The following is a 26,772-nucleotide window of genomic DNA, read 5'->3' as shown; positions in this document are numbered from 1 at the left end:
GCGGCGCGGCGCGGCGTCACGGCAGGCGGGTCACGAACCACGCGTCGACCTGCTTGGTGAGCTTTCCGTCGCAGGCCGGGACCGCGACGCCGTCGCAAGCGATCGGGCCGTGGCCCGCCCGGCGCGGCTCGCCGGCGCAGACGAGGCCGTGCGGGCCCCACACCGCCTCGATCGGCCGGCCCGGATCGGTCGGCCCGCGCACGCCCCACATGTCCTCGACGAGCAACGGGACCCCGGCCGCGGTGTGCGACTCCCCGTCGTAGCAGTAGTCGGCCCGCACCAAGCGGACCGCCGTCTCGAACACCTCGAGGTCGTCGAGCGCGCGCGAGGTCGTAATAACCCCAGGCCGCGGCCTTGCCGATGGCGCCGTTGGTGCACGCGAGGAAGGTCGTCGTCGGTGAAGGCGTGAGGTCGCCGGTCTGTTCGTCGAGCGACACGCCGGAGAGCACGCGCACGAGCCCGTCGGTCGCGCCGACGCAGTTCTTCACCAGGCCCCCGTCGCCCTGATGGACGAAGACGTAGTGGGTCACGCCGTCGACCTCGACGACCTCGGCGATCTCGATCGGCGCCTGCGGCAGCCAGAAGGCGTTGCCGACCCACCAGCGCGAGCCGACCAGCGCCGCGCCCTCGCGCTTCTCGCCGCGGTCGTCCTCGACGACGAGCGCGCCGTCGACGACCGCGAACGACGCGACGCCTGCGCCGTCGCCGAGCTCGACGTCGACGAGCGCCACGCCGAGCGAGTCTTCGTGGGCCGGCGTCAGCTCGGAGAAGTGGCGCTTCTCGAGCGCGTGGGTGTTGAAGACGGTGCCGCCGCCGCTGCCGCCGCCGCCGCCGAGGGTGGTGCGGAACTCGAGGTCGTCCTCGGGCGCACAGGCCGGACCGACGAGCGCGACGAGGATGAAGATGGCCCTGGTGAATGACTGCATGGGTCTCGGCGGGACAAGTCTCGGCGCGGCGGAATCAATTGACGATTGTCGCGATCTTTTTTCGCGCGGCGCGGAGCCGCGCAACCTGGGGCGGCGTTGCGGCGCTCGGGGCTGACCGATAGGCTCGCCGCCGTGTCCGCGGGCGACCCTGCGAGCCCGGGGCCGACCGGCGGAGCCCCTCTCATCGCCCTCCTCGGCGCCGCGCCCGGGGCGATGCAGGCCGGCGACGACCCGTTGGCGATGGCGCTGATGCACGCGCGCCTGTTCGGGCCGCAGGCGGGCTCGCTGCAGGTCGGTCGCTTCACCGTGCTGGAGCGGCTCGGCGAGGGCGGCATGGGCGTGGTCTACGCCGCCTACGACGCCCTGCTCGACCGCAAGGTCGCGCTCAAGCTGCTGCACCCGCGCGGGCTCACGGGCGGCGGCGACGCGCGGCTGCTGCGCGAGGCGCAGGCGATGGCCCGGCTGTCGCACCCCAACATCGTCTCGGTGTTCGAGGTCGGCAGCCACGGCCCGCAGCGCTTCATCGCCATGGAGTTCGTCCGCGGCCACAGCCTCGACGCCTGGCTGAAGGCCGCGCCGCGCGACTGGCGGGCCGTGCTCCCGATCCTGGTGGCGGCCGGGCGCGGCCTCGAGGCGGCGCACCGGGCCGGCCTCGTGCATCGCGACTACAAGCCGCACAACACGCTGGTCGGGGTCGACGGCGCGGTGAAGGTCGCCGACTTCGGGCTCGCGCGGACCCACGTCGCCGCCGAGCCGCCGCCCGCGGGCGACGACCCGGCCGACGAGGCCCCGCTCCTCGACCGCCCGCTGACCCGCGCCGGCGCGGTCGCCGGCACGCCGGCCTACATGGCCCCCGAGCAGCACGAAGGCCGCCCCTGCGACCCCCGGAGCGACCAGTTCAGCTTCTGCGTGACCGCCTATCAGGCGCTCTACGGCGCCCTGCCCTTCCCGACCGACTCGCTGGCCGCCCTGCTCACCGCGGTCCGGGCCGGGCAAGTGCTTCCGGCGCCGCCGGACTCGCCGGTGCCGTCGTGGGTGCGGCGCGCGATCGTCCGCGGCCTCGCGCCCGACCCGGCGCAGCGCCACCCGTCGATGGGCGCGCTGCTCGCCGCGCTGCTCGCCGACCCCGCCGTGACCCGCCGCCGGCGCGCCCGGATCGGCCTGTTCGGTGCGGCGCTCGGGCTGCTCGGCGCGCTCGCGGGCGCGCTCGCGACCTCGCCCGGCGCGCGCTGCCCCGACGGCGCCGCCAAGCTGCGCGGCGTGTGGGACGACGGCCGGCGCGCCGCGATCGCGGCGGCGCTCCTGGGCAGCCGCCAGCCCTTCGCCGCCTCGACCTGGGAGCGCGTCGGCCGCGACCTCGACCGCTACGCCGCGGCCTGGCGGGCGGCGCTCACCGACGCCTGCGAGGCCCACCGAGCCGGGCGCCAGTCCGACACCCAGTACGACCTGCGCGTGCGCTGCCTCGAGCTGCGCCGCACCGCCCTGGCCGAGCTGACCGGCGTGCTCGCGCAGGCCGACCCGGCCGCCCTGCCGCGAGCGGCGCTGGCGGCCGGGTCGCTGCCGCCGATCGAGGCGTGCGGCGACCTCGAGGGGCTGCTCGCCGACCCGCTGCGCCCGCCGGCCGACCCGGCGCGCGCCTCGGCGGTCGGGCGGACGCAGGTCGGGCTCGCCCACGTGCGCGCGCTCGAGAGCACGGGCCTGTACGCGCGCGCGGTCGCGGCCGCCGACGCGGTCGCGGCCGACGTCGCCGCCACCGGGCACCGGCCCTTCGCCGCCGAGCTGGCGCTGCTGCGCGGCCGCGCTCTCCTGAGCGAGCGCGCCGAGGCGGCGGACGCCGCGCTGACCGCCGCCGTCCGCGAGGGCCTCGCCGGCGGCCACGATCGCGCGGCGATCGAGGCCCTGGCCCGCCGGATCTTCGTCCGCGGCTACCGCCTCGGGCGCCGCGACGACGCCCTCCGCGACGAGGAGTTCGTGCTGGCCCTGCTCGATCGCGTCGCCGACGACGGGCGCCTGCGCGGCGAGTACCTCAACAACATGGGCGCGGTGTGGCTCGGCCTCGGCGAGTGGACGCGCGCCGAGCCGCTGCTGGTGGCGGCGGTCGCGGCCAAGACGGCCGCGTTCGGCCCCGACTCCGGCGAGTTGGTCTACACGCTGGCCAACCTCGGCACCCTGCGGAACGACCTCGGGCGCACCGGCGCGGCGATCGAGGCGCTCGGCGACGCCGGCGAGCTGGCCGAACGGGCCTTCGGCGCGACCCACCCGCTGGCCCTCCTGGTGCGAGCCAACCTCGGCATGGTGCGGCTCAAGCACGGCCGCCTGCGCGACGCCGCGGTCGCGCTGGAGGCCGCGCGCCAGGGCGCGACGTCGCGCCCCGATCCGGACCACGCGACGCTGGCGTTCGTCGAGCGCCAGCTCGGCTGGCTCGCGCTCGAGCGGCGCCGCCCCGACGACGCCGAGGCGCACCTCGCCGCCGCGGACCTGCACCTCCAGGCGCTCGGCGGCGACGCATGGGCCGCCGCCGACGTCGAGGTCCTGCGGGCCCACCTCGCCGCCCTCCGCGGCGCCCGCGACGCGGCGCTGGACCATCACGCCCGCGCCCGCGAGCGGCTCCGCGGCACCCCGCCGGGACACCCGCGCTGGCGCGAGCTCGAGGGCGACCTCGCCGACCTCGAGGCGAGCTTCGGCCGTCACGCCGAGGTGCTCGCGCTCGCCGACGCGACGGCCCGCGCGCTGGACCTCGACGGCCCGCGCCCGCGCCTGCAGCTCGCCCGGGCCCGCGAGCACGAGGCCCTGGCGTATCAGGGGCTCGGCCGCTTCGACGAGGCCGCGCGGGCCGCCGCGGCCGCGCTCGCGCTGCTCGAAGAGGTCGTCGCCGAGGACAACCCGCGCCTGGCCGCCGTCCTCGTTCGCCTCGGCGTCAGCGAGGCCGCCGCCGGTCGCCGCGACGCCGGGCTCGGCCGCCTCGCTCGCGCCGAGCAGATCCTCGTCCGCGAGGCCGACCCCGACCTGCCCGCGCTCGCGCTGCTCCGCTTCGAGCGCGCCCGCCTGCTCGCCGAGCCCGACGCCGCGGCGGCCGAGGCGCGCGCCGCCCTCGACGTCCTGCGCGCCGCCGGCGACGGCTTCCGCCGCGAGCGCGCCGCCGTCGAGGCCTGGCTCGCGCGGCCGCGAATGGGCGGCTGACGCAAGAGACATGTCCCATCGGACACTCGCGGACCCGCTCGGCTCCCTCGCTCATGATCCGGTGTCGCCGCCGGCGAACCCACCGCGCCGCTCATGAAGGCGGGGGCGCATCGACCACCCGGACGCGGTGGAACGAGCGATAGTCGAGGACGCGCGAGCCGTCGGCCCGCGGCACCAGGACGCTCTCGAATACCGCGCCGACGACGATGTCGTCGAGCGTATAGCGGTGACGCGCGTGGATCTCGGTGTTGAAGGTGTCGTCGATCCCGCGCAGGCAGACGACCAACTCCGCCCCGGCCGCGCGCAGCCGGGCGAGTGGGTCCGGCCCCTGCAACGGGCTGTGCGCGTCGATCCTGTGCTTCACCGTCCAGGTCACGGGGAGGATCGGCGTCTCGTCGACGACGAGCGGCAGCTCGATCGCGCGCTGCACCGGCTCGCCGTCCTCGCCGATCGCTTCGCACAGCAGGAGCACCTGCACGCGCACGTCGGTGAGCAGGTTGTGCCGCCAATTGGCCATGCGAATCATCAGGTGTGGCGACCCATCGGCCGGCCCGATCACGGCCCGCGCCCCGAACAGGATCCGCGCGGTGGGGCGAGCGAAGCGCGCGAACGTCAGGCCGGTGACGAGGGCGTTGCACATGATGCCGAGCATCGCCTCGACCGACACGAGGACGTGCGCATAACGGGTCTCGGGGTGCATCACGCCGTAGCCGATCGTCGCCACCGTCTGCACGCTGAAATAGAACGCATCCTCGAACGAGCCCGGCCGTGCGCCGGCGATCCCTCCCGGTTCGAGGGTGTAGAGCCAGGCGAACGCGATGTTGACGGCGAGGAAGGCGCCGGCCAAATAGGCGATGGTGAGGCTCCACGGCAGCGTCAGCACGTAGTGATAGATGTCCTCCAGGGGCCGCGTCACCCGGCCGACCACCCGGGCGGGCGGCCCGAGCGGGGGCCGCGGCGTGAAGCGGACCAGAGGTTGCTGTGAATGCTCCGTCACGGTCTCGGCCCCGCTGCGCACGAGACGGTTCTACTCGACGCCCCGGACCCGCGAAACTCCTTCGCGCGCCCGCGCCGGCCCCGGCCGGGGCTGGCAGATTTTTCGCGCGCGGCGCCCTCTCCTCCGCCGGCGATCGGGGCCATGGTTGGGCTGCATGTACAAGAGCATCCTCGCAGCCCTCGACGGCTCTCCGCGGACCGAGCTGGTCCTTCGTCACGCGGAGCGCCTGGCCGATGCGAACGGCGCGGCGCTTCACCTCTGCCGTGCGATCAACATCCCGGTAGGCATCCCGCTCGAGGCCTGGGCCCTGTCCGGCCAGGAGCTGACCGAACACCTGCTCGAGGACGCGGAGCGCGAGCTGGCGGCCCTGCGCCGGCAACTCGTGGTGCCCCTGCCCGGAGGCCAGCACGTGCGGGTGGGCCGGCCGGCCGAGGTCATCTGCGGGCTCGCCGACCAGCTCCCGGCCGACCTGATCGTGCTCGGCAGCCACGGCTTCGACGCGCTCGACCGCTTGCTCGGGACCACGGCGGCCCGCGTCGTCAACCACGCGCACTGCAGCGTGCTGGTCGTCCGCCCGCCGCGCGCGCCCTGATCGCGCCCCGTCCCGAAGCGAGAATCGACCGACGAGCGGCGCCATCCTCGGGCCAAGCTCGACAGGCGCGGCCTCGACGGCGGCTCAGACCGGCAGCTCGACGGTGAAGGTCGAGCCCTCGCCGGGCCGGCTGTCTGCGCGGATCTGGCCGCCGTGCGCCATGACCAGCCGCGCGGCGATGTAAAGCCCGAGGCCGAGGCCGCTGAAGCTGTTCGGGGACACGTATCGTTCGTAGCGCTGAAAGATGCTGGGCAGATGATTCGGAGGGATCCCGATCCCGTGGTCGCGCACGCTCAAGGTGGCGGTGTCGGGGTCGGCCTCGACGCGCACCTCGATCGGGCGGCCGGCGCCGAACTTCATGGCGTTGCCGAGCAGGTTCGAGACGACGACCTCGAGGGCGGTGCGGTCGCCTCGCAGCATGACCGGGGCGTCGGCGCGGATCTCCAGCTCGGAGCAGATGAAGGCCTTCGACGCCGCCTGCTCGCGCGCGACCTCGCGGACGAGCGCGGCGAGGTCGAGCGGCTCGACCCGCAGCGGCGGGCTGCCCTCGTGGAGCGGCGCGAGGACCACGAGCTCCGTCAGGCGCGACAGCCGCGTGGCCTGCCGCGCGATGGTGTCGACGGCGTTGCGCGCCGCCGGTAGCAGCGGCTCGACCAGCTTCTTGCGGAGCAGGTCGACCGCGAACTCGAGCGAGGTGAGCGGGGTCCGCAGCTCGTGTCCGGCGAGCTCGAGGAACTCATCGCGGGCGCGCAGGGCCTCCTGCGCGCGCGCGAGCAGGTTGATGTTCTCGAGCACGGTGCTGACCTGCTGCGCATAGGCCTCCGCGAACTGCAGGTCCTCGCGGTCGTAGTTGCGGCTGTCGCTCCACAAGGTGAGCACGCCGGTGATCGCGTCGCGGACGGTGAGCAGGACGGACATCGTGCTGCGCACGCGCAACCGCGACAGCAGATCGATCTGTCCCTCGGGCAGCTGGAGCCGCCGCATGGCATCGCCGTCGGCGACCTGAACGAGCAGCGACTGCCGCTCGCGCAGCGCCTGGAACGCGAGGCCGGGCCGCGTCATGTCCTGACAGTAACGCGCGCACATCTCGGTGATGAGCCGCTCCTGTTCCGCCTGGACGTGCGCCGAGGCCACGCACTCGGTGCGAGTGCCGTCGTAGTGAATGAGGCTGGCCATCTCGCCGAGCCGCGGGAGGGCGCGACGCACCGCGGTCTGGCGCGCCTCCCGGAGGTCCAGCGTCTGGGCGATGGCGTTCGACGCCTGGGCCAGGAAGATCGCGCGTCGCTCGTTCTCCTCGGCCTGATTCCGGGCCCGCTGCTCGAGCAGCGACGTGAGGATATGGCTCATGGTCAGCGCGAGCTCCACTTCGCGGGAGCTCCATCGCCGCAGCCCGCCGACGTGTTCGTGGCAGAGGATCCCGGCGAGCCGCCCCTGCGAGAAGACCGGCACATCGAGCATGGCGGAGATCCCGTGGAGCTCGAGGTACGCGCCGAGCGTGCGCGAGCGTGGATCGGCCCGCGCGTCGCGGATCGCCAGCACCTGGGCCTCGCGGATCGCCTCGAAGTACTCGGGGCTGCTGCCCTCGAGCAAGGCGAACCCGCGCTCGAGGATCTGAGTGCTGGCGACGTACCCGAGCTCGCACACGAGCGCCGACGGATCGTCGCGCAAGCTCCAGTAGTTGGCCCGGTCCACGCCGATGAGGTCGCACGAGATCTCGAGCGCCTGCTGCAGCGCCGTGCCCCAGTCGTCCTTGCCGATGAGGCCGAGACGAAGCAGGGCGGCGACGGTGGGGGTACGCTTGCGCGGCACGACCAGACAGTAGATGGCGGCCGCCCTGCGTCGCACAAGCGCGGTATGTCGGCTCCGTGGAACAGAGGACGCGCGGAGGGTTTCTCGCCTGGCGCCTCCTGGGCGGGCGAACCGCCGTGGTGACAGTCGGCCAATGCGCCGACATGCGCAACAGCCGCGTCAGGAGCGAGGCAGCGGCGAGCAGGCGCCACCGACGCTCGCAGGGCCCGCCGCGGTGGCCCTGCCGGCCGTCGAACCGCGCCAGGCCGCTCCCTGCTCGGCATCGTGAAAATCGACGATCTCATCGACCCGGAGCGCCGAGCGGCTGCGGTCCCGGGTGCAGTTTCCCTGGACCGAGCCACAATCTCGCGGTCAGGCGCCTGCGAACTCGTCCATCCCATTGTGGGCAGCGAGCGCTACGAGCGCTACGGCCCGCCCTTCGCGGCAAAGAGGTGCTCATGCTGATCGGCGTTCCCAAGGAGACCAAGGCTCACGAGTACCGCGCCGGCCTGACTCCGGCGGGCACCCACGAACTGGTCGCGCGCGGCCATGCGGTCGTGGTGCAGGCCGGTCTCGGCGCTGCCATCGGCCTGACGGACGAGCAGTATCTCGCCGCCGGCGCGCGGGTGGTGCCTTCGGCCGCGGAACTGTTCGCGCAGGCGGAGCTCGTCGTCAAGGTCAAGGAACCACAGCCGGAGGAGCGGTCCATGCTGCGCCCCGGCCAGGTGCTGTTCGCCTACCTGCATTTGGCTGCCGATCCGCGTCAGACGCAGGCCCTGGTCGAATCCGGGTGCATCGCCATCGCCTACGAGACCGTGACCGGCCCTGACGGCACACTGCCCCTGCTGGCGCCGATGAGCGAGGTTGCGGGTCGAATGTCGGTGCAGGTCGGCGCGGCCCACCTCGAGCTGCCACGAGGCGGCAGGGGCGTGCTGCTGGGCGGCGTACCGGGCGTGGAGCCTGCGCGCGTGGTCGTGCTGGGCGCAGGGGTCGTGGGTAGCAACGCGGTGCAGATGGCCGTGGGCGCCGGCGCCCGTGTCACTGTCCTCAATCGCGGCGTGGACCGACTTCGCCGGCTCGACGCGCTTTACGGCAACCGCATCGTCACGCGCGCTGCCGGATCGGACGCTGTCGAAGAGGCGGTGCTCGCGGCCGACCTCGTGATCGGTGCGGTGCTGCTGCCGGGCGCGGCCGCACCGACTCTCGTGAGCAGGGATACCGTGTCTCGAATGAAGCCAGGTGCCGTGGTCGTGGACGTGGCCATCGATCAGGGCGGTTGCTTCGAGACGTCGCGACCGACCAGCCACCTCGCGCCGACCTACGTCGAGCACGGAGTGGTGCATTACTGCGTGACCAACATGCCCGGCGCCGTGGCCCGGACCTCGACCTTCGCGCTCACGCAAGCGACCCTGCCGTTCGTGCTGGCCCTCGCGGACCAGGGCTGGCGCCAGGCGGTGACCCGCGATCCGAACTTGCGCCGCGGCGTGAACATATGCCGCGGTGAGGTGACCTGCGAGGCAGTGGCGGCCGTGCTGGGCTACCCCTGGCACGACCTCGACGTGGACGACCGATGAGAGCGTCGGCCGACCTCCAGGGAGGATGTTCTCGAGGTCTCCGGATCGAATCGGTCCGCAGGGAGCTCGGGCAAGTTGGCCAACCGAGGCCGGCGCCGCCGACGCCCGCATCGGAGACGGGCGACCGGCCGCGCACGGGCGGCCGCGGCCGCCTGAACCCCCTCGTGTCTGCAGGTGCCGTTTTGATGCCGACACCTCGATGAGAGAGGCCCCCGCGCGCATGGTTGCAGTCGCCGGCGACGACCGCGACGGATCCTCCGCCGACCCGGCGCCTTCGCACGACGGGCGCGAATATTGCGGAAGAGTCTGCTCGACACATCGCATGTCAGCCCCATCCTGGATCGAAGCTCGGAGCGCCGGCGGGCGCTGGAGCCGAATCCTACGAAGGACAGGAAATGTTCGCACCGCTTCCCAGTGCGATGACCGCATGCTCGGCGAGCATCCTGTTCGCGCTCGTCGTGCTCGCCCCGCGGGACGGCGAGCAGCGCGCGCTCACCGTCCGACGACGTGGAGCCGCCGGCCCGATTCGGTCTCGGCGAAGGGTCCGGCCCTGCGCGCCGCGGTGCGCTGAAGATCGAGCAGCGCTCCCAAAACTTCACGTGTGCCCCTGCCACGAGCTGTGTCTGGCAGGTCTCCTGCGAAGCGGACGAGCAGGTCGCCGGGGGAGGTTACCAGTTGAGCGATCCGGACGTCGGCGTGCTCGACGTCTGGGGTAACTCGCCCGAGGGAAACGGCTGGCAAGTCGCAACAATGAATCACGATGTCACCAGAGCCATCCGATTCAAGATCTGGGCGATGTGCGCGGCGCTCGTCTCCGACGAGTGAACGCCTCTCCGAGGCGTCACGCTCGCAGCGCCTCCAAGTCGCGCTCATGCCGCCTCACGAGGCGGCATGTCGGCCGCGTGGATCCGGGCCCAGCAGGTCGCCGACGCCGCCGACGCCGAGCGCGCGGGCCGGAAGCGGGGCCCGTCCTGTCGGGACGCGGGACTCAGGCGAGCTCGTCGGGCCGCAGGAGCATGGCGATGCGCGAGCCGACGAGGCCCTTGCGCATCTCGGCGAGCAGCGTCTGCACGGCCGGGTCGCGCCCCACGCGGTCCAGGTACGCCGCGAGGCGCGGGTGCTCGGCGGTAGCGTCGTCCTTCCCGAAGAAGCGGGTGAGGCGGTTCTGGAAGGTCAGGAAGGGGATCAGCGCGCAGTCGGCGGTGGTGATCGAGTCGCCGACCGCGAACGGCTCGTCGCTCATGAAGTGCGACAGGTGGCGCAGGCCCTCGTGGATCTTCGCGACCGCCGCGTCGACGGCCGCCGGATCGGGCGACGGGGCGAACAGCTGGCCGAACAGGCCGGACCAGCTGGCGGCCATCACGTACTGCTCGAACACCCGCGCGAGCAGGCGGCCGCGGGCGGCGTCCTGCGGGCGAGCGGGGCGCAGGCCGGACTGCGGGAAGGCATCGGCGAGGTACTCCACGATCGTGTCGGATTCGGGGAGCGCGCTGCCGTCGTCGAGGATCAAGGTCGGGACCTTGCCCATCGGGTTGAGCGCCAGGTAGTCGGGCGACTTCTGGCCGCTGGGCAGCCACATGCCCGCCGGCGCGATCTCGACCGGCAGCGACTTCGCGTGGATGGCGAGCCGCACGCGCGAGGCGAACGGCGACAGGTCGGAGTTGAGCAGCTTCATGGCGGCGCGAAGATACCTCCTCTCCCCCGGCCGACGCGACCGGTCCAGGCCGGCGACCCGCGCTTCACCTGAAGGGGATCCTCCCTCGGCCTCGGTCCGAGCGAAGCGCATCGCCCCTTGCGGGCTCGAAAGGCCCCTGCCGTGGCGAGCGCGGGAGCCGACCGCATATTTCCGAGCGCAGTACGCATCCGCTGGGATGGAGTCGCAGGTCGGGTCGTGATACCGACATCCCCATGCTCCGCCCTGGAATGCGCCACCTCTGTGCCACCGCCCTGCTCACCACCCTCGCCGGCTGCGGCGACGACGGCACCGGCAACGTCACTGCCACCGTCAGCATCAGCACCAACCCGAGCACCACCCAGGACACGGGCGACACGCAAGATCCGACCGGCTCCACCTCCGCGCCGACCACCAGCACCTCCGAGGCTTCGGGCGTCAGCGACTCGAGCGACACCACGACCTCGACGACCAGCCCGGTGACCAGCAGCACCACCGACGGCCCCGGCACCTCGACCAGCACCACCGACGGCCCCGGCACCTCGACCAGCACCACCGACGGCCCCGGCACCTCGACCAGCACCACCGACGACACCACCACCACCAGCACCACGGGTCCCCAGCCGTGCGCCGAGGACACGCTGCAGTGCGACGGCAACGTCGAGAAGATCTGCGACGGCATGGGCGGCTTCAAGTCGGAGACCCCGTGCGCCGAGGTGTGCGCCGAGCCGCTCGGCTGCGTCGCCTGCGAGCCCGGCACCAGCAAGTGCGAGGGCGACCAGGTCATGGTCTGCAACGATCAGGGCGAGTGGGTCGCCGGCGACAGCTGCGACCCGCTGCTCGGCCTGGCGTGTGACGCCAACTTCGGCCAGTGCGTCGGCGCCTGTGCCAACCTCGGCACCTCGTACATCGGCTGCGAGTACTACCCGACCGTCACCCAGCAGCTCGACGTCTACGTCGGTCCCGGCAACCCCTACGCGGTCGCGGTCGCCAACACCACCGCCAACGCGGCGACCGTCACCGTCCACCGCGGGCCCAACCAGGTCGCGCAGCAGATGGTGGCCGCCAACAGCGTCGCCGTGATCACGCTGCCGTGGGTCACCCAGCTGACCGGAGGGACAGGTCCCACCGTGAAGGTCACCGACGGCGCCTACCGCCTGCGCTCGACCCAGCCCGTCACCGTCTACCAGTTCAACCCGCTCAACGCCGACGTCACCAACGACGCCTCGCTGCTGCTCCCGGTCAACACCTGGACCGGCAACTACCTCGCCGCCGCCTGGACCCACTGGAACCCCTACCCCGGCTTCATCGCCATCACCGCGCACCAGGACGGCACCGTCGTCAACGTCAAGGCGCCGAAGAACGGCGTGCCGACCCAGGCCGGCGGCGGCATCGACGCGCAGGGCAACGGCAACAACATCACCCTCGACGACGGCGACGTCCTGCAGATCACCTCGGCCAACGGCGGCGACCCGACCGGCACCATCGTCACCGCCAACAAGCCGATCCAGGTGATCGGCGGGCACGACTGCACGCAGGTCCCGATCGGCACCGTCGCCTGCGATCACCTCGAGGAGTCGATGTTCCCGATCGAGGCGCTGGCCAAGAAGTACATCGTCGCCCCGCCGGTGCAGGTGCCCAACAACGCGCTCGAGAAGGCCGTCATCGTCCGCGTGGTCGCCAGCGAGGACAACACCACCCTGACCTTCACGCCCGACCAGCCGGGCAACAAGGTCCTGGCCAAGGCCGGCGACTTCGTCCAGCTGGCCCAGAGCACCAACAAGTACGTGGTCGAGGCCGACAAGAAGATCCTCGTCACCGAGTACATGGTCGGTCAGGGCGCCAACTTCGGCACCTCCGATCCGGCCATGCTGGTCGCGGTGCCGAGCGAGCAGTTCCGCTCGAGCTACCTCTTCTACGCCCAGACCGCCTGGTCGGCCAACTTCGTCGACATCATCGCGCCCAACAACTCGATGGTCCAGGTCGACGGCGCGGCGGTCAACAACTTCGCCGCCATCGGCGCCAGCGGCTACTCGCTCGCCCACGTCAAGCTCAGCAACGCCGGCAACGGCAGCCACACCGTCACCTCGAACAACAAGGTCGGCATCAGCGTGTACGGCGTGATCGACTACGGCAGCTACTGGTACCCCGGCGGCCTCGACCTCGACGTCATCCCGCAGTGAGCCCGGCTCGCCGCGTCTGGAGGCTCGACGTGGAGCCTCCAGGGCGCGCGACGCCTGCAGATCGAAGGTCGACGCACCGCTCGCGGGGCGTCGACCTGCTCGAGCCGCCGCCCGACGTGGCGGTCGCGGAGGGTCGCGGCTCGAGCTCGCGGGATGGCGCGATGCGACGCGCCCGTGGCAAGCTCGCGCCGTGCCGACCGAGTCCGACGCCATCGCGCTGAGCGAGCCCGAGCTGCGAGAGATCGCCGGCTACGCGGCCGACTGCGCGCGCAGGGTCCTGGCGCTCTTCGAGCGAGAGCTGCCCGCGGACGCGCGCCTGCGCGACGCCATCGAGGCGGCGTACGCCTTCGCTCGCGGCGGCCGACGCACGGGCGCGCTGCGGCAGCACGGCTGGGCGGCGTTCAAGGCGGCCCGCGATGCAGCCTCGCCCGCCGCGGCCGACGCGGCGCGAGCGGCGAGCCATGCGGCCGGCGCCGCGTACCTCCATCCCAAGGCCAGCGCGCATCAGGTGAAGCACATCCTCGGGGCGGCAGCGCATGCGGCACGCGCCGAAGAGCTGGCCGCCGGCGGAGACCCTCGGGTCAGCGCCGCCGCGCTCGAGTGGGCGCGTGGTCACGCGCCGCCGGCGGTCACCGCGGTGCTCGGCCGACTGCCCGCCGCGCCCCCCGGCGGCGGGCGCGTGGGCGAGTTCATCCGCCACCTCGACGCCGCCCTGCGCGCCTGATCTTCGCGGCCCGCGGATCCGCGGCGCTCACGGCATCTCGCAGTTGCCGTCGGAGCAGACGAACGACACATCATTATAGTACCACCCGTAGCGGTTCCACGGGTCGCCGCCGTCGTTGATCAGCACGTCCTCCGGCAGGTCCTGGTAATTGGTGTTCTCCTCGGACGCGCCGAAGCCGAGGTCGGAGTCGACGACGGTCAAGCCGCCGAGGCAGTTGAGGCCGCAATCGTCGATGAAGATCCCGCCGCCCCCCTCGTACTGACTGGCGCCCGTGGTGTGGTTCTTCTTGATCACCGTGTTGGTGATGTCGCAGACGCTCTCGCTGGTGCAGCCATAGGACAGCGCGAGCGCCCCGCCGGTCCTGGCCACGTTCCCGACGAAGCTCGAGTCGCTGATATGAACCCGCCCGTAGCTGGCGATCGCCCCGCCCTCGCCGGTCGCGGTGTTGTTTTCGAACACCGAGTCCTCGATGTAGATGTCCGGGTTCTTGCCGCCGTTGTTCGACCCCGAGACGTGGATCGCGGCCCCGTACTCGGCGCTGTTTTCGAAGAAGCGGCAGGCGCGGACCGTCAGGCTCTCCTGCACGCCGTAGGTGTCGTTCATGGTGATCGCGCCGCTCGAGGCGACGTTCCAGCCGTTCGGGACCTTGGCGTTGCAACCGGTGAAGCCGAAGCCCTCGACCACCGCGCTGCCGGCGTCGAGGTCGAAGTGGAAGCCGCCGCCGTCGATGATCGTCTTGTCCGCCCCCGCGCCGCGGAGCGTGATGGAGACGGTCACCTCGATCTTGTCGCTGTAGGTGCCGGGGCAGACCTCGATCACCGAGCCGTCGCTGGCGGCGGCGAGGCCCGAGGTGATGGTCGGGAAGCGCGCGGAGACGTTCGGCGAGACCGTCACGATCACCGGGTTGGCCGGGTCGTCGTCGCACTCGGCGACGAACTCCGGCACGTCGCCGGTCGTCCCGCCGTCGGTCGTGCCCGCCGTGGTGTCTTCGCCGGTCGTGGTGCTCTCGCCGGTGCTCGTGGTCCCCTCGCTGTCGCTGACCGCGGAGGTGGTGCTCCCCTCGGTCGTGGTGCTCTCGCCGGTGCTCGTGGTCCCCTCGGTGGTCCCCGCGGTCTCGCCGGTGCTCGTGGTCCCCTCGGTGGTGGTGGGGTTCTCGCCGGTGCTCGTGGTCCCCGCGGTGGTCGTGATGGTCTCGCTCTCGCTCTCGCTCGCGGTCGTCGAGGCGGTGGGGCTGTCGGTCGACGCGGACCCCTGGGTCGTCCCGTCGCTCGCGCCGTCGGTCGTCGCGCCGCCGTCCGTCAGGGTCCCGCTGTTCGCCGTGCCCGAGTTGCAGCCGCCGAGGGCGACGACGAGTCCGATTGAAGCAGGGGTGCGAGGTGCCGTTGCATCGGCGGAATCTATCACGCGAGCCCGGGGCCGACAGCCCGACCACGGCGTGGAATCGACCCGCGAATGCCATCGACGAGGGCGGAGACGCGACCGTGCCTCGCGCTTCGCTCGCGACGGCGGTCACTCGCGGGGCTGCACCGCCAGCAATTCGACGATCTCGCCCGCGAGGCTCATGGCCGCCGGCGGGTCGTGATTGCCGAGCACGGCCACGACATAGCTGCCGTCGGCGAAGAATTCGAGCTGGCCGTTGATGCCGTGGTGCCCGCCGCCGTGGCCGCGGACCTCCCTGCCGCCGACGACGCGGGTCCAGAAGCCGTAGCCGTAGCGCCCCTCGGGGCCGAACATGGGGGCCTCGACCTTGGGCCCGGTGACCGTCTCGGTCATCGCCTCGCCGAGGAGGACGTGGCCGCGAAGGGCGCGGACGAACGCCACGAGGTCGATCACGGTCGAATATCCGCCGCCCGCCGGGGTGCCGCTGAAGGGCAAGTACGACACGTTGGTGCGGCGGGGCCGGAGGCCGAGCGGATCGGAGTCCTCGCGCCCGTAGCCGACGGCGAGGTTCGGCGCGACCTCGTCCCAGGCGACGGCGGCGGTGGCGTGCATGCCGGCGGGCGCGAAGATGTGCGTCTTCACGTAATCGTCATAGGCCTCGCCCGAGACGTGCTCGACGATCCGCCCCAGGGTCATGAACCCCGGGTTGGCGTAGCCGAAGCGGGCGCCGGGCGGGAAGTCGGGCGACTCGCCGGCGAACAGCGGGATGTAGTCGGCGGCGCGCTTGTAGCGGTCGCGGTGCTCGTACACCGGCGGGGCGAAGATGTCCCCGCCGATGCCGGAGGTGTGGGTGAGCAGCTGGTGAACGGTGACGCGCCCGGCGAACTCCCGGTTCGGGTAGTCGGGCAGCGCGCGGGCGAGGCTGTCGGTGAAGTTCAACGTACCGCGCTCGACGAGCTGAGCGACCGCGACGGCGGTGAACATCTTGTTCATCGACCCGAGGTTGAACCGCGTGTCGACGCGATTGTCGGCGGCGAACGCCTGCTCGGCGCGGCCCCGGGCCAGGCGCACGAGCTCGCGGTCGCCCTTCACGACCAGCACGGCGCCCGAGAAGCGATCGGCCGCGGCGAGGCCGTCGACCCGGCGGCCGATCGCCTGGACCACCTCGGCCTCGCTCATGGCGACGACGGGGAGCGCGTCGGGGTCGGTCTCGCCGGGGAACGGCTTCGGGAGGACGAAGAAGTCGTGGAGCGCGTCGCGCTCGTCGAGGATGAGATGCACCATCGCGTAGTGGTTCCCGCGACGGGAGCGGACGGTGAAGGCCATGTCGGTCGGCCGCGGCGGCTGCGGGCCGATGGCGATGATGTCGAGACCACCGCTCTGCTCGGACAGCGCGACGAAATAATCCGTCCATTGCTCGAGCGGCCCGAACTTGAGGATGTTCCGGGAGATCCGCGGCGCCAGGAACGCCCGCAGCGCCGCGGCATCGCCCTGATTCATGGCATCGAGCCATGCCCGCGTGAACACGCCGATGCGCGAGTCGGGGAGGTCGACGGGCGCGGGCGCGACGTCCGGCGCGGGCGCGGTGCTCGGCGAGGGCGCGACGTCCGGCGCGGGTGCGGTGCTCGGCGCGGGCGCGGTGCTCGCTGCGGACGCGGCGTCCACCGCGGGTGCGGCGTTCGCTGCGGAGCGCTCGGCGCCGGACTCGGCCGCAGGTTGCGGCGATTGGCAGGCCAGCGCGACGGTCGTGAGGAGGAAGCTCGAGAATCTTCGCATGCATCTCTCCGCGAGCGGTCGCACGACGCGAACCGAAGGCACGATAACCGGCAGCAGGTCGCGCCGACAGGGCCCGCGAGCGCCGTCGCCTGCATCGCGCAGGCCCGCTCTCGGCATCCGCCAGGAAGGTCTCGCGACTCCCGGAGCTGGCGCGACCCGTTCCCGCGCGTCGAATCGTCGGCCGTCAGTAGCGGATTCCTGCTCGTCGCGCATGGCCGAATGTCGCCTGTGCCTGATTGCTGGCAGGGGGATGCTCCCAACCTATGGAGCCATCGACACGGGGGCAGCCGGGCGGTATCGCCCTGCGCACATTCGCTCGGCGCACGAGCGGCTCGAACCGCCGAGAGCGCGGCTTCACTCGCCCGAGGCGCAATATCGCCTCGCGCACATTCGCCCCGCGCACGCGCGGCGCCGAACCGCCGGGCGCGCGACATCACTCGCATGATACGCGATATCGCCCTGCGCACATTCGCTCAGCGTCCGGGCGGCGCTGCGCCGCCGATTGCGCCGATTGGCGAGAGCGCGCGATTTCACCCGCGCGATCGGCCGAATCGTCGCTGCGCGGGCGCCTCCGCGGGGTGCATTCCGCCCTCCCCGGGGGTCTCCACACTTTCGCGCGATGGCGAAAGCGACCCGGCGCAAGGCCAGCCCGCGGCGGACCACGAGCGCGGTTTCGCTCGGCCGAAGCGCGCCGTTCCCGGCCAAGTTGCTGCCCCAGCTTGCCACCGCCGTGTCCACCCCGCCGCGCGGTCCCGGCTGGGTCTACGAGGCCAAGTTCGACGGCTACCGCGTCCTCGCACGGGTCGCCGGCGACGACGTCGCCCTGTTCACCCGCAACGGGAACGACTGGACCGCGCGCATGGGGCCGCTGCGCGACGAGCTCGCCGCGCTCGGCCTGAAGTCCGCCTGGCTCGACGGCGAAATCGTAGTACTCGACGCCAAGGGCAGGCCCGACTTCCAGCGCCTGCAGCAGGCCTTCGACGGCGCCGGCAGCCGCGACATCGTCTATTTCGCCTTCGATCTGCTCTACCTCGACGGCCACGACCTCCGGCGCGAGCCGCTGGTCGAGCGCCGCCGACTGTTGAAACAGGTCCTGGGCGCCGCGCGCCCGGGCGTGCACGTGCGCCACAGCGAGACGCTCGCGGGCCCGGTCGATCGCCTGCTCGCGGACGCGTGCAAGGGCGGCTTCGAGGGCATCATCGGCAAGCGCGCCGACAGCCTCTACACGTCCGCCCGCTCGTCCGCGTGGATCAAGCTCAAATGCACGCAGCGGCAGGAATTCGTGGTCGGCGGTTACACCGAGCCGAAGGGCCGGCGGACCGGCTTCGGCGGGCTGCTGCTGGGCGTGCACGACGACAGGGGCCGCCTCGTCTACGCCGGCAAGGTCGGCACGGGCTTCGACGAGGCGCTGCTGCGATCGATCGATGCCGAGCTGAAGGCGATCGAGGTCGATCGTTCGCCGTTCCACGACCGCCCGCGCGAGGTCCGGGGCCACTGGGTGCGGCCCGTGCTGGTCGCCGAGGTGTCGTTCAGCGAGTGGACGAGCGAAGGGCGAGTGCGCCACCCGGTCTTCCGCGGCCTGCGGGCGGACAAGGACCCGGCGTCGATCGTCCGCGAGCGGCCGCGAGCGGTGGAATCGACGAGCGCCCGGGCCGCGCGCCGGGCCGCGCCGACGATCAAGGTGACGCACCCCGAACGCGTCATCGATCCGTCGAGCGGCGCGACCAAGCTCGACCTGGTCCGCTATTACGAGGCCGTCGCGGAGCACATGCTGCCCCACCTCGCGGGCCGCCCGGTCTCCATGGTCCGCGCGCCGACCGGCGTCGCCGGCGAGCAGTTCTTCCAGAAGCACAACGAGAACTACCGGATCCCGGGCGTGCGTCAGCTCAGCCCCTCGCTGCGGCCCGGCCACGCGCCGATGCTGGAGATCGCCAGCGCCGAGAGCCTCGTGGCCGCCGCGCAGATGAACGTGGTCGAGTTTCACACGTGGAACTCGACCGTCGCCGACATCGATCGTCCGGATCGCGTCATCTTCGACCTCGATCCCGGCGAGGGCGTCTCGTGGATTCGCTGCGCGACGCCACGCGGCTGACGAAGGGGATCCTCGAGCTCCTCGGCCTGCGCAGCTTCCTCAAGACCAGCGGCGGCAAGGGCCTGCACGTGGTGGTGCCGCTGCGACCGACCTGGTCGTACGACCCGGTGAAGGAATTCTCGCGCGACGTCGCGGAGCACCTGGCCGCCACGTTGCCCGCGCTGTTCGTGGCCAGGAGCGGGGCCCGCAACCGGCGCGGCCGGATCTTCGTCGACTACCTGCGCAACGGCCGGACGGCGACGACGGTCGCTGCATTCTCGGCCCGCGTCCGGCCGGGCCTCGGCGTCAGCGTGCCAGTGGCGTGGTCGGAGCTGGACAAGCTCTCGGCCGGCGATCAGTGGAACATCTTCAACCTCGCCGCCCGGCTGCGGGCGCGCCGCGGCGACCCCTGGGCCGACTACCGCAACGACCAGACGCTCGCGGCCGCGGCCGCGCAGCTCGGTCGTCCCGGCCGCCGACGCTGAGCGGATCCTCGTGGCATTCGCGGGCGCCGGCGGTCCGCGGCGGACTCAGCATGAGTCGGGCATGCCGGTCGAGGCCGTCGGCACCTCGGTCGAGCGGGTGAAGGAGCACCTCGCGAACCGGCGCTAGGACCGATGCCGGCGCCACCCGGCGCCGAGCCCGTGCGGGCTGCCCGGGGCGCTGCAGGCCGCCCGCGAGGCGCGAGCGCAGCCCTCACTTGAGCAGCTTGGGCGGCTTGACCGTCTTGGTGTCCGACAGCGTCTTGAGGTACGCCACGATCGCCGCCTCCTCCGCGACGGTCAGGTCGAGGTCGCCGATCAGGAAGCCGATGGCGAGCGTGCCCTGCTCCTCCGGCGCGGGCCAGCAGTTGGCCGCCAGCGCCTCCGCCTGGGTCCAGTCCGGCTTGCTCGGGTCGCACCGCGTGATCCCGAACTTGGCGGCGGTCGCACCGTCGCTGCTCACGTCGGCGGTGTTGTAGAAGTGGACGAGGGCCTCCAGGCTCTTGAACCACCCGTTGTGGGTATAGGCCTTGACGAAGCTCTTGGAGGGGCGCTTGTCCACGTTGCGCAGAGACGGGGTCTTGTGAAAGCCGAGCTGGGCGGGGAGCGCCGAGCGAGCGCCGAGGCCCGGACTGCCGAGCGGGCCGGGGATCTTGGCGTTCCGCGGCACGCCGATGTTGTGATAGGCGGCGTCGGTGTAGAGCTCGCCGGGGTCGAGCCCGGCCTTGTTGGGATCCTCGATCACGAACACCGGCGTATTGCTGTGACAGAGCGCGCAACCGGCCTTGCCGTAGAACAGCTCGTGGCCGAGGTTCTCCTGGGCCGTCAAGCCCTGGAGCGGGAACGCCACGTCCGCGCCCTCCTTCTTGATCTCCGCCGCCAGCGCGATGTCCCGCTTCGAGCTGAACGAGTTGACCTCGCTCGAGGATTGAAAGGCCGCGAGCGCCACCGCGATCCGCTTGAAGCTGAGCAGGAAGCCGGCGTTGCTGCAGTCGATCTTCTCGCCCCAGGCCAGCTTGTAGAGCAGCGAATACGGGGCCTTCGCCACATGGTTGCAGACCTCCTTCTCGCCGATGTTCTGCTCGACCGGGTTCGGGAACGGCTGCAGCGCCTGATCGGCCACCGGCCCCAGGAACTGCGCGAACAGGCCCTCCAAGTTTGCGCTGCTCTTGAAGACCTCGAGGCCGACGTGCGGCGACGCCCCGGCGACCAGCGGCACGACGTTGCCCTCCGCGCGGCCGTCCCAGAACACGCCGCCGCAGGGCAAGAGGAAGGGCGGGCACTGCAGCTGCAGCGGCATGTTGCGCGCGTAGGCGTTGCTGGGCGGCTTGATCGAGCCCACCGCGCCCGGCACCGCGCCCGGGGCCGCCACCTGCGACTTGTTGATCGCGTCGACCCCGAACGTCCAGCCGGCGGCCGGGTCATGACAGCTGACGCAGCCCTGCTTGTTCTTGGGGCTCGATATCTTGTCGAAGAAGACGAACTTGCCCAGCTGCTTCAGGCTCAGCTCCTGCAGCCCGAACGAGCGGCCGGGCGGGACCTCGTCGTCGAACAGCAATTCGAGGGGTACCTCCGCCGGCTCGTCGGCGGCGGCGAACGCCTCGACGTCGTCGGCGACGTCGTCGAGGACGACATTTGGCTCGCCGTCGACCTCGACGCTCTCGCACTGTAAAAACCCTGCGAGCGGACCCGCCAATAGCGCCCCGCTCATGAGGATGTTCATAGGAGTCGTCATCCCGAGATCTACCTCCGTGCAACACTGATCCGATCAACCGCTGGCCCTCCGACGATGCAGGCACTCTCCGACCCGAGCAAGCGGCGGGCGTGCTCGCTGTCACCCGGACGTCCGCGTCCAGACGGCGCCAAAAGGCTTGCCGGACTCGTTCGCTCCGCCGATTCGCGCGCCTGAAGATCACTGCGATCGCTGAAAGTGTGCGCCGCCACCGTCGCGGATCGTGCCCATCGCATTCGCGAGGGTCACCCCTCGCGCTGCGCCGACGATCGCGGGCTCGCCGGCACACGCGCGCGTCACAAGCCCGGGGCTTTCATGGCACCCTCCCCCGCGCGACGCCGTGCCCGGGCGGATGGGACGGCATGACACGACGCCTGCGTATCTCGACTGTCGACACTCGCCGGATGCTCGATGCGGACCTGCAGCGGCCACAAATCAGGCGCGGTCGTGATGCTGCCCCGCGGTGCAATCACGATTCGGCCGCGCCCTCGCTGCAGACGTCCGCTCCGGCGCTGCCCCGCGACGATCAGGACCGACGCAACGCGCCGGCCCGGATCGAGCGGGCCGCCAGGGTGATGACGGCGCGGGTCGGGACGCGCTCGAGCGAGGCGCATCAGCGCCGGGGCGGGGACCCGGCGCACTGCCGAGGTCGCGCCGGCAGCCACGACCCGCGGTCGAGCCCCAGCCCGGCGCAGTCGAGCTGGCGCGCCTCCTCGACGCCTCAGGCAGCCGCTCCCGACGGCCGTCCCCTTCGCCGCGCCACGGTCGCGCTCGCCGACTGTCGGGGCCTGAGGAGCTCGCGCCCGGCAGCGAACCGGCCACCATCCGCGCTCGCTTCCGGTCCGCGGCCCGTGCAAATCCGAGAAAATCTTCCATCCCAGCAGGCGCCAAAGGCGCATCCGGCGAACGCGGAGTGACCCGGGGTTTTCACGGATCCCGGGCGTCTGCCACCAGGCGCCTTGTGACTCATTGCTCGATTCACGGGGAGGGCGCCGAAACTCTGTTCACGCGCCGCATCGGCGACACCGTCGCCGGCGGGCCGGACAGCATCCGGTCGAGGCGCAGCCCCGCCCAATCTGCCGCTGAAGGCTCGATTCAGGCCGGTTCCGGGCCACTGGCACGCTCGCGGATCCACGAGCTTGCTGTGCTCGGGCGCATGGCGGCGCCTTTGCTCGTACCGCGGTCCCCCTCAGACTTGCCCTCGACGACGCACCTGCCATAGAGCACACGTCAACGAGCTGAAAGAGCTGAGAGCAACATGCTATTCAATCAAACCAGTATCCTCCTGACCGCGCTCACCCTGGGCCTCGCGATCCCGTGGACCGAGCCCACGTGCGACTGCAATCCGCACCCCGACGACGATCCGTGCACGTACGACTCCGACTGCTACGGCGACCAGGTCTGCGTCGACTACGAATGCGTCGACCCACCGACGCCCCCCGAATGCACGTACGACTCCGACTGCTACGGCGACCAGGTCTGCGTCGACTACGAATGCGTCGACCCACCGCCCGAGTGCACCTACGACTCCGACTGCTACGACGGCCAGATCTGCGTCGACTACGAGTGCGTCGACCCGCCGCCCGAGTGCACCTACGACTCCGACTGCTACGACGGCCAGATCTGCGTCGACTACGAGTGCGTCGATCCGCCGCCCGAGTGCACCTACGACTCCGACTGCTACGACGGCCAGATCTGCGTCGACTACGAATGCGTCGATCCGCCGCCCGAGTGCACCTACGACTCCGACTGCTACGACGGCCAGATCTGCGTCGACTACGAATGCGTCGATCCGCCGACCTCGTGCGAGTACGACTCCGACTGCTACGGCGACCAGATCTGCGTCGACTACGTCTGCGTCGACCCCCGACCTCGTGCAAGTACGACTCCGACTGCTACGGCGACCAGATCTGCGTCGACTACGTCTGCGTCGACCCCCGACCTCGTGCAAGTACGACTCCGACTGCTACGGCGACCAGATCTGCGTCGACTACGTCTGCGTCGACCCGCCGACCTCGTGCAAGTACGACTCCGACTGCCCCGAGTACTATATTTGCATCGATTACGTCTGCCAGGAGAAGGTGTGCGGCGGCGACGCCCGCTTCTACGATCCTCACTGCTACTGACGCTCGGCCGGCAGCTCCCCTCGCGGTTCGGCGCCCCGATTCGGCGGCGCCGGCCCAGACCGCCGCGATCGAACGGACCTGACGCCGGCGACATCGACCTCGACGGTCACGAAGAGACGGCCCTCATCGCTCGTCGCCTCGACTCCGAGGCGACGAGCGGCGGAGCTTCACCGAGGCGAACCTCGAGGACCTGGCCGCGCTCGACGACCTGGTCTTCGGGCCAGACGCGACGATCCCTTCGGTCGCCCGCGGCTCACCGACCTCGCCGCCCGGCTCGTCGTGCGCCGTCACGACCTCGCCGAGGCAGCGTCGCCTGAAACGCGCCGCTCCAGCCCGCCCAGGCGACCCTCGGTGAAGCGCTCGCCACCGCGGGCGCGAGCATGGTCGCCGTCGGCAAGGCCGACGAGTCCGCGGGCACCTGGAAGCTCGTCGGCGGCACCCAAACCTTTTGCCACAGGTGCTGGCCCGCCCCTTCCGTCGGGCTCCACCGCCGCGACGGGGCGCTCGTCGGAAAACACCCGTACGGCGGTGCCGTGGTCGACGGCCTCGTGAGCGGCGACGGCTTCGTCGTCCTCGCCCGCGCCGCGACCCTCGATCCCGACGGAGGGGACGTGTAGGTCCGGCGGATCGACGCCGGCGGCCTTGCTCGCGCCGATCTCCGCGCCGGCGAAGTTCAGCACTCCGTCGCTGACGCCCCGATCGCGAATGAGGCGATCGCGGTCCGGATCGATCCCCGAAGGCCGCGTCGTCCCGCCGGGACGGCCGCGAGCCCGCCCGGCGATCTCGTCCGACCGCGATCCGACACCGCGTCGTCCCTCGTCGCAATGACTGCGCCCCGACGTGTACGACGCCGAATTGTCGACGCCCGCGGCATCGATCGCATTCCCTATTAATAGGTGGCCTGCCTCGCCGGCACGCCTGCGCCGCGTCGTCCTGGTGCCGCGTCGATTCGCGTTCGCCCGCGCGCAATCGCGCGACCTTCGCCCGCTCGCCGCCAGGATCTGCTGGCCCGAACTCACATGGCTCGAAGTTCAGGTGATGATCTATCGGCCTCGACCGTCGGCGAATATGCGCGGGCGAATGCATCGCTACCGGCCGGGGCCTGACGTCCCGCGGCCGTAGCGATCGTGCCCGGGTCTCACGCTTGCGCCGCGCTGGCGGCCACGGCGTGGCACGCCGTGATCCAACCGATCGATCGGAGTAGCAAACAGATGGAGAATACGAAGTACCTCGCGGTTCGCCGCGCGTATGCGTGCACGCTGGCGACGGCGCTGCACCTTTTGGCCACCGGCTGTGACGGTGGCGTCGAAGTCTCGATCCATATCACCAACCCCGCGCCCGACCTCCCCTGCGGCGACGGTCAGCTCGATCCCGGCGAAGAATGCGACGACGGGCCCGAAAACGGCAACGACGCCGCCTGCAAGCTCGACTGCACCCTGGCCGTCTGCGGCGACGGCCACGTCGGCCCCGGCGAGGCCTGCGACGACGGCAACGACGTCGACGACGACGAATGCAGCAATGCTTGCGCCCCCGGTCCGGTGTGCGGCGACGGCGTCGTCGACCCCGGCGAGGCCTGCGACGACGGCAACGCCGTCGACCACGACGCCTGCAGCAACGCCTGCGGCCTCCGGCCTGCGGCGACGGCATCGTCCAGCTCGGCGAGGCCTGCGACGACGGCAACGGCGACGACACCGATCTATGCACCGCCCTCTGCGTCCCCGCCGGCTGCGGCGACGGGCACCTGCAGCCCGCCGCCGGCGAGGAGTGCGACGACGGGGCCGGCAACGGCGCGAACGCGGCCTGTCGCGCCAATTGCGAGCTCAACGTGTGCGGCGACGGCGACATCGGCCCCGGCGAGGCCTGCGACAACGGCCCGAGCAACGCCGACAACGCCGCCTGCAAGCTCGACTGCGCCCTCGCCGTGTGCGGCGACGGCCACGTCGGCCCGATGGAGGGCTGCGACGACGGCAACGCCATCGACCTCGACGCCTGCAGCAACGCCTGCACCGTCCCGCTCTGCGGCGACGGCGTCGTCCAGGCCAGCGAGGCCTGCGACGACGGCGACGCCGACAACACCGACGACTGCACCGACGCCTGCACCCTCGCGACCTGCGGCGACGGCTTCGTCCAGGCCGGCGAGGCCTGCGACGACGGCCCCGACAACAGCGACGGCGGCGACTGCACCCTCGCCTGCAGCGTCGCCACCTGCGGCGACGGCCACGTCCACGATCAGGGCAGCGGCGACGAGCAGTGCGACGAAGGCCTCGCCAACGGCCCCGGCCACGCCTGCCTCGCCGATTGCACCCTCAACGTCTGCGGCGACGGCGACCTCGGCCCCGGCGAGGCCTGCGACGACGGCAACCTCGTCGGCGGCGACGGCTGCGGCCCGACGTGCGCCCACGAGGCCTGCGGCAACGACCTCGTCGACGTCGGCGAGCAGTGCGACGACGGCCAGGACGGCGATCCCGACGACGGCTGCACCGACGCGTGCATGCTCCCGAGCTGCGGCGACGGCTTCGTCCAGCCCAGCAAGGGCGAGCAGTGCGACGAGGGGGCCGGCAACAGCGACGGCGGCGCCTGCACCAGCCAATGCAAGCTCGCGACCTGCGGCGACGGTCTGGTCCAGCTCGCGGTCGAGCAGTGCGACGACGGGGCCGGCAACGCCAACACCCACGCCTGCAAGCTCGATTGCACCCTCGGTTACTGCGGCGACGGTTTCGTCGGCCCCGGCGAGGCCTGCGACGACGCCGACGCGCTCGACGACGACACCTGCAGCAACACCTGCAAGCTGCCGACCTGCGGCGACGGCCTCAAGCAGGGCGCCGAGGCCTGCGACCTCGGGCCGCTCAACGACAACAACGGCGAATGCACCCTCGCCTGCACCGCGGCCAAGTGCGGCGACGGCTTCGTGCGCGCCGGCGTCGAGACCTGCGACGACGGCAACAGCAACCATCACGACGCGTGTTTGAACACGTGCCAGATCGCCGCGTGCGGCGACGGCGTGGTGCGGACCGGCGTCGAGACCTGCGACGACGGCAACACCCTCGGCGGCGACGGCTGCAACGCCTTCTGCCTCCGGCCCAAGCGCGTGTTCGTCACCAGCACCACGTATTTCGGCAGCCTGCTCGGGCTCGCCGGCGCCCAGTCCAAGTGCCAGACGCGCGCCACGGCGGCCGGCCTGACCGGCACCTGGGACGCCTGGATCAGCACCAACGTCAGCAGCCCGGCGACCCGGTTCATCAAGTCGACGACGCACTACGCCCGCATCGACGGCCCCGAGATCGCGCAGAGCTGGGAGGACCTGACCGACGGCAGCCTCGACGCGCCGATCGACGTCAACGAGTTCGGGGTGGCCGTGTCCCCCAGCAGCGTGTGGACCGGCACCGCCGCGCACGGCAGCGCCCTCGCCGAGACCTGCCTGAATTGGAGCATTACCCAGGCCCCGAACAAGGGCTACGACGGCCGCACCGACGCCACCGACTTCAACTGGACCGCGCGCTCGTTCGCCCTCGCCGCCACCTGCGGGAACTACCAGCGCCTGTACTGCTTCGAGCAATGAGCCCGGGCCG

General features: G+C 71.8%; 16 protein-coding genes and 3 pseudogenes. 10 read left to right on the top strand and 9 right to left on the bottom strand.

The window, feature by feature from the left end:
* Positions 1–16 precede the first annotated feature (16 nt).
* Both OV079_RS57145 and OV079_RS57140 read right to left on the bottom strand, forming a co-directional pair.
* Complete coding sequence (locus OV079_RS57145; RefSeq protein ID WP_420829493.1) at positions 17–280, bottom strand: ADYC domain-containing protein; 264 nt, start codon at positions 278–280, stop codon at positions 17–19.
* 61 nt (positions 281–341) lie between these two features.
* A pseudogene (locus tag OV079_RS57140) lies at positions 342–926 on the bottom strand (hypothetical protein); the annotation flags it as partial.
* Between the two features lie 132 nt (positions 927–1,058).
* Between OV079_RS57140 and OV079_RS03045 the strand changes: the two are divergent.
* Positions 1,059–4,106, top strand: a complete 3,048-nt coding sequence (locus OV079_RS03045) for a serine/threonine-protein kinase (RefSeq protein ID WP_267766118.1) — start codon at positions 1,059–1,061, stop codon at positions 4,104–4,106.
* Between the two features lie 91 nt (positions 4,107–4,197).
* Here the strand turns inward: OV079_RS03045 and OV079_RS03040 are convergent, their stop codons facing one another.
* Positions 4,198–5,124 (bottom strand): ion channel, encoded by a 927-nt coding sequence (locus OV079_RS03040; RefSeq protein ID WP_267766117.1) that lies wholly within the window; start codon positions 5,122–5,124, stop codon positions 4,198–4,200.
* Positions 5,125–5,257: 133 nt separating this feature from the next.
* Here OV079_RS03040 and OV079_RS03035 point away from each other — a divergent pair, with 133 nt between their 5' ends.
* Complete coding sequence (locus tag OV079_RS03035; RefSeq protein WP_267766116.1) at positions 5,258–5,695, top strand: universal stress protein; 438 nt, start codon at positions 5,258–5,260, stop codon at positions 5,693–5,695.
* 84 nt (positions 5,696–5,779) lie between these two features.
* Here OV079_RS03035 and OV079_RS03030 read toward each other — a convergent pair whose 3' ends face one another.
* Positions 5,780–7,504 (bottom strand): sensor histidine kinase, encoded by a 1,725-nt coding sequence (locus OV079_RS03030; RefSeq protein ID WP_267766115.1) that lies wholly within the window; start codon positions 7,502–7,504, stop codon positions 5,780–5,782.
* 437 nt (positions 7,505–7,941) lie between these two features.
* Between OV079_RS03030 and ald the strand changes: the two genes are divergently transcribed.
* Together ald and OV079_RS03020 are read left to right on the top strand one after the other, a co-directional pair.
* On the top strand, positions 7,942–9,057 hold the full coding sequence (gene ald, locus OV079_RS03025) for an alanine dehydrogenase (RefSeq protein WP_267766114.1): 1,116 nt from the start codon (positions 7,942–7,944) through the stop codon (positions 9,055–9,057).
* A gap of 507 nt (positions 9,058–9,564) precedes the next feature.
* Entirely contained in the window at positions 9,565–9,882 is a 318-nt protein-coding gene (locus tag OV079_RS03020; protein WP_267766113.1) for a hypothetical protein, read from the top strand.
* 163 nt (positions 9,883–10,045) lie between these two features.
* Here OV079_RS03020 and OV079_RS03015 read toward each other — a convergent pair whose 3' ends face one another.
* The gene (locus tag OV079_RS03015; RefSeq protein ID WP_267766112.1) at positions 10,046–10,732 is read right to left on the bottom strand and encodes a glutathione S-transferase family protein; all 687 of its coding nucleotides are present in this window, start codon (positions 10,730–10,732) and stop codon (positions 10,046–10,048) included.
* A 233-nt stretch (positions 10,733–10,965) separates the two neighbouring features.
* Here OV079_RS03015 and OV079_RS03010 point away from each other — a divergent pair, with 233 nt between their 5' ends.
* Positions 10,966–12,912, top strand: coding sequence for an IgGFc-binding protein (locus tag OV079_RS03010; RefSeq protein WP_267766110.1), 1,947 nt, complete (start codon positions 10,966–10,968; stop codon positions 12,910–12,912).
* 190 nt (positions 12,913–13,102) lie between these two features.
* Positions 13,103–13,636 (top strand): putative immunity protein, encoded by a 534-nt coding sequence (locus OV079_RS03005; protein ID WP_267766109.1) that lies wholly within the window; start codon positions 13,103–13,105, stop codon positions 13,634–13,636.
* A gap of 27 nt (positions 13,637–13,663) precedes the next feature.
* Here the strand turns inward: OV079_RS03005 and OV079_RS03000 are convergent, their stop codons facing one another.
* Entirely contained in the window at positions 13,664–15,040 is a 1,377-nt protein-coding gene (locus OV079_RS03000; protein ID WP_267766108.1) for a right-handed parallel beta-helix repeat-containing protein, read from the bottom strand.
* Between the two features lie 105 nt (positions 15,041–15,145).
* A complete protein-coding gene (locus tag OV079_RS02995) occupies positions 15,146–16,792 on the bottom strand; it encodes a serine hydrolase domain-containing protein (protein WP_267766107.1) in 1,647 nt (548 codons plus the stop codon).
* A gap of 619 nt (positions 16,793–17,411) precedes the next feature.
* On the opposite strand from OV079_RS02995, the pseudogene ligD reads away from it, so the two are divergent.
* A pseudogene (gene ligD / locus OV079_RS02990) lies at positions 17,412–19,348 on the top strand (DNA ligase D).
* A gap of 211 nt (positions 19,349–19,559) precedes the next feature.
* Here ligD and OV079_RS02980 read toward each other — a convergent pair.
* Positions 19,560–21,080 (bottom strand): cytochrome-c peroxidase, encoded by a 1,521-nt coding sequence (locus tag OV079_RS02980; protein ID WP_267766104.1) that lies wholly within the window; start codon positions 21,078–21,080, stop codon positions 19,560–19,562.
* Positions 21,081–22,335: 1,255 nt separating this feature from the next.
* Between OV079_RS02980 and OV079_RS02975 the strand changes: the two genes are divergently transcribed.
* Entirely contained in the window at positions 22,336–23,520 is a 1,185-nt protein-coding gene (locus OV079_RS02975) for a DUF7107 domain-containing protein (RefSeq protein WP_267766102.1), read from the top strand.
* On the opposite strand, the gene OV079_RS02970 is transcribed toward OV079_RS02975, so the two are convergent.
* Entirely contained in the window at positions 23,491–24,222 is a 732-nt protein-coding gene (locus tag OV079_RS02970; RefSeq protein ID WP_267766101.1) for a hypothetical protein, read from the bottom strand. The two genes, OV079_RS02975 and OV079_RS02970, sit on opposite strands and share 30 nt — an antisense overlap.
* A gap of 192 nt (positions 24,223–24,414) precedes the next feature.
* Here OV079_RS02970 and OV079_RS53490 point away from each other — a divergent pair.
* Positions 24,415–24,789, top strand: a pseudogene (locus OV079_RS53490) (hypothetical protein); the annotation flags it as partial.
* Complete coding sequence (locus OV079_RS02960) at positions 24,714–26,762, top strand: DUF4215 domain-containing protein (RefSeq protein ID WP_276602592.1); 2,049 nt, start codon at positions 24,714–24,716, stop codon at positions 26,760–26,762. The pseudogene OV079_RS53490 and the gene OV079_RS02960, both read left to right, overlap by 76 nt.
* The last annotated feature ends 10 nt before the right edge of the window (positions 26,763–26,772 follow it).

Origin of the sequence: Nannocystis pusilla (assembly GCF_026626665.1) — a bacterium.
Taxonomy (GTDB): domain Bacteria; phylum Myxococcota_A; class Polyangia; order Nannocystales; family Nannocystaceae; genus Nannocystis; species Nannocystis pusilla.
This window is presented reverse-complemented; position numbering and strand designations above follow the sequence as displayed.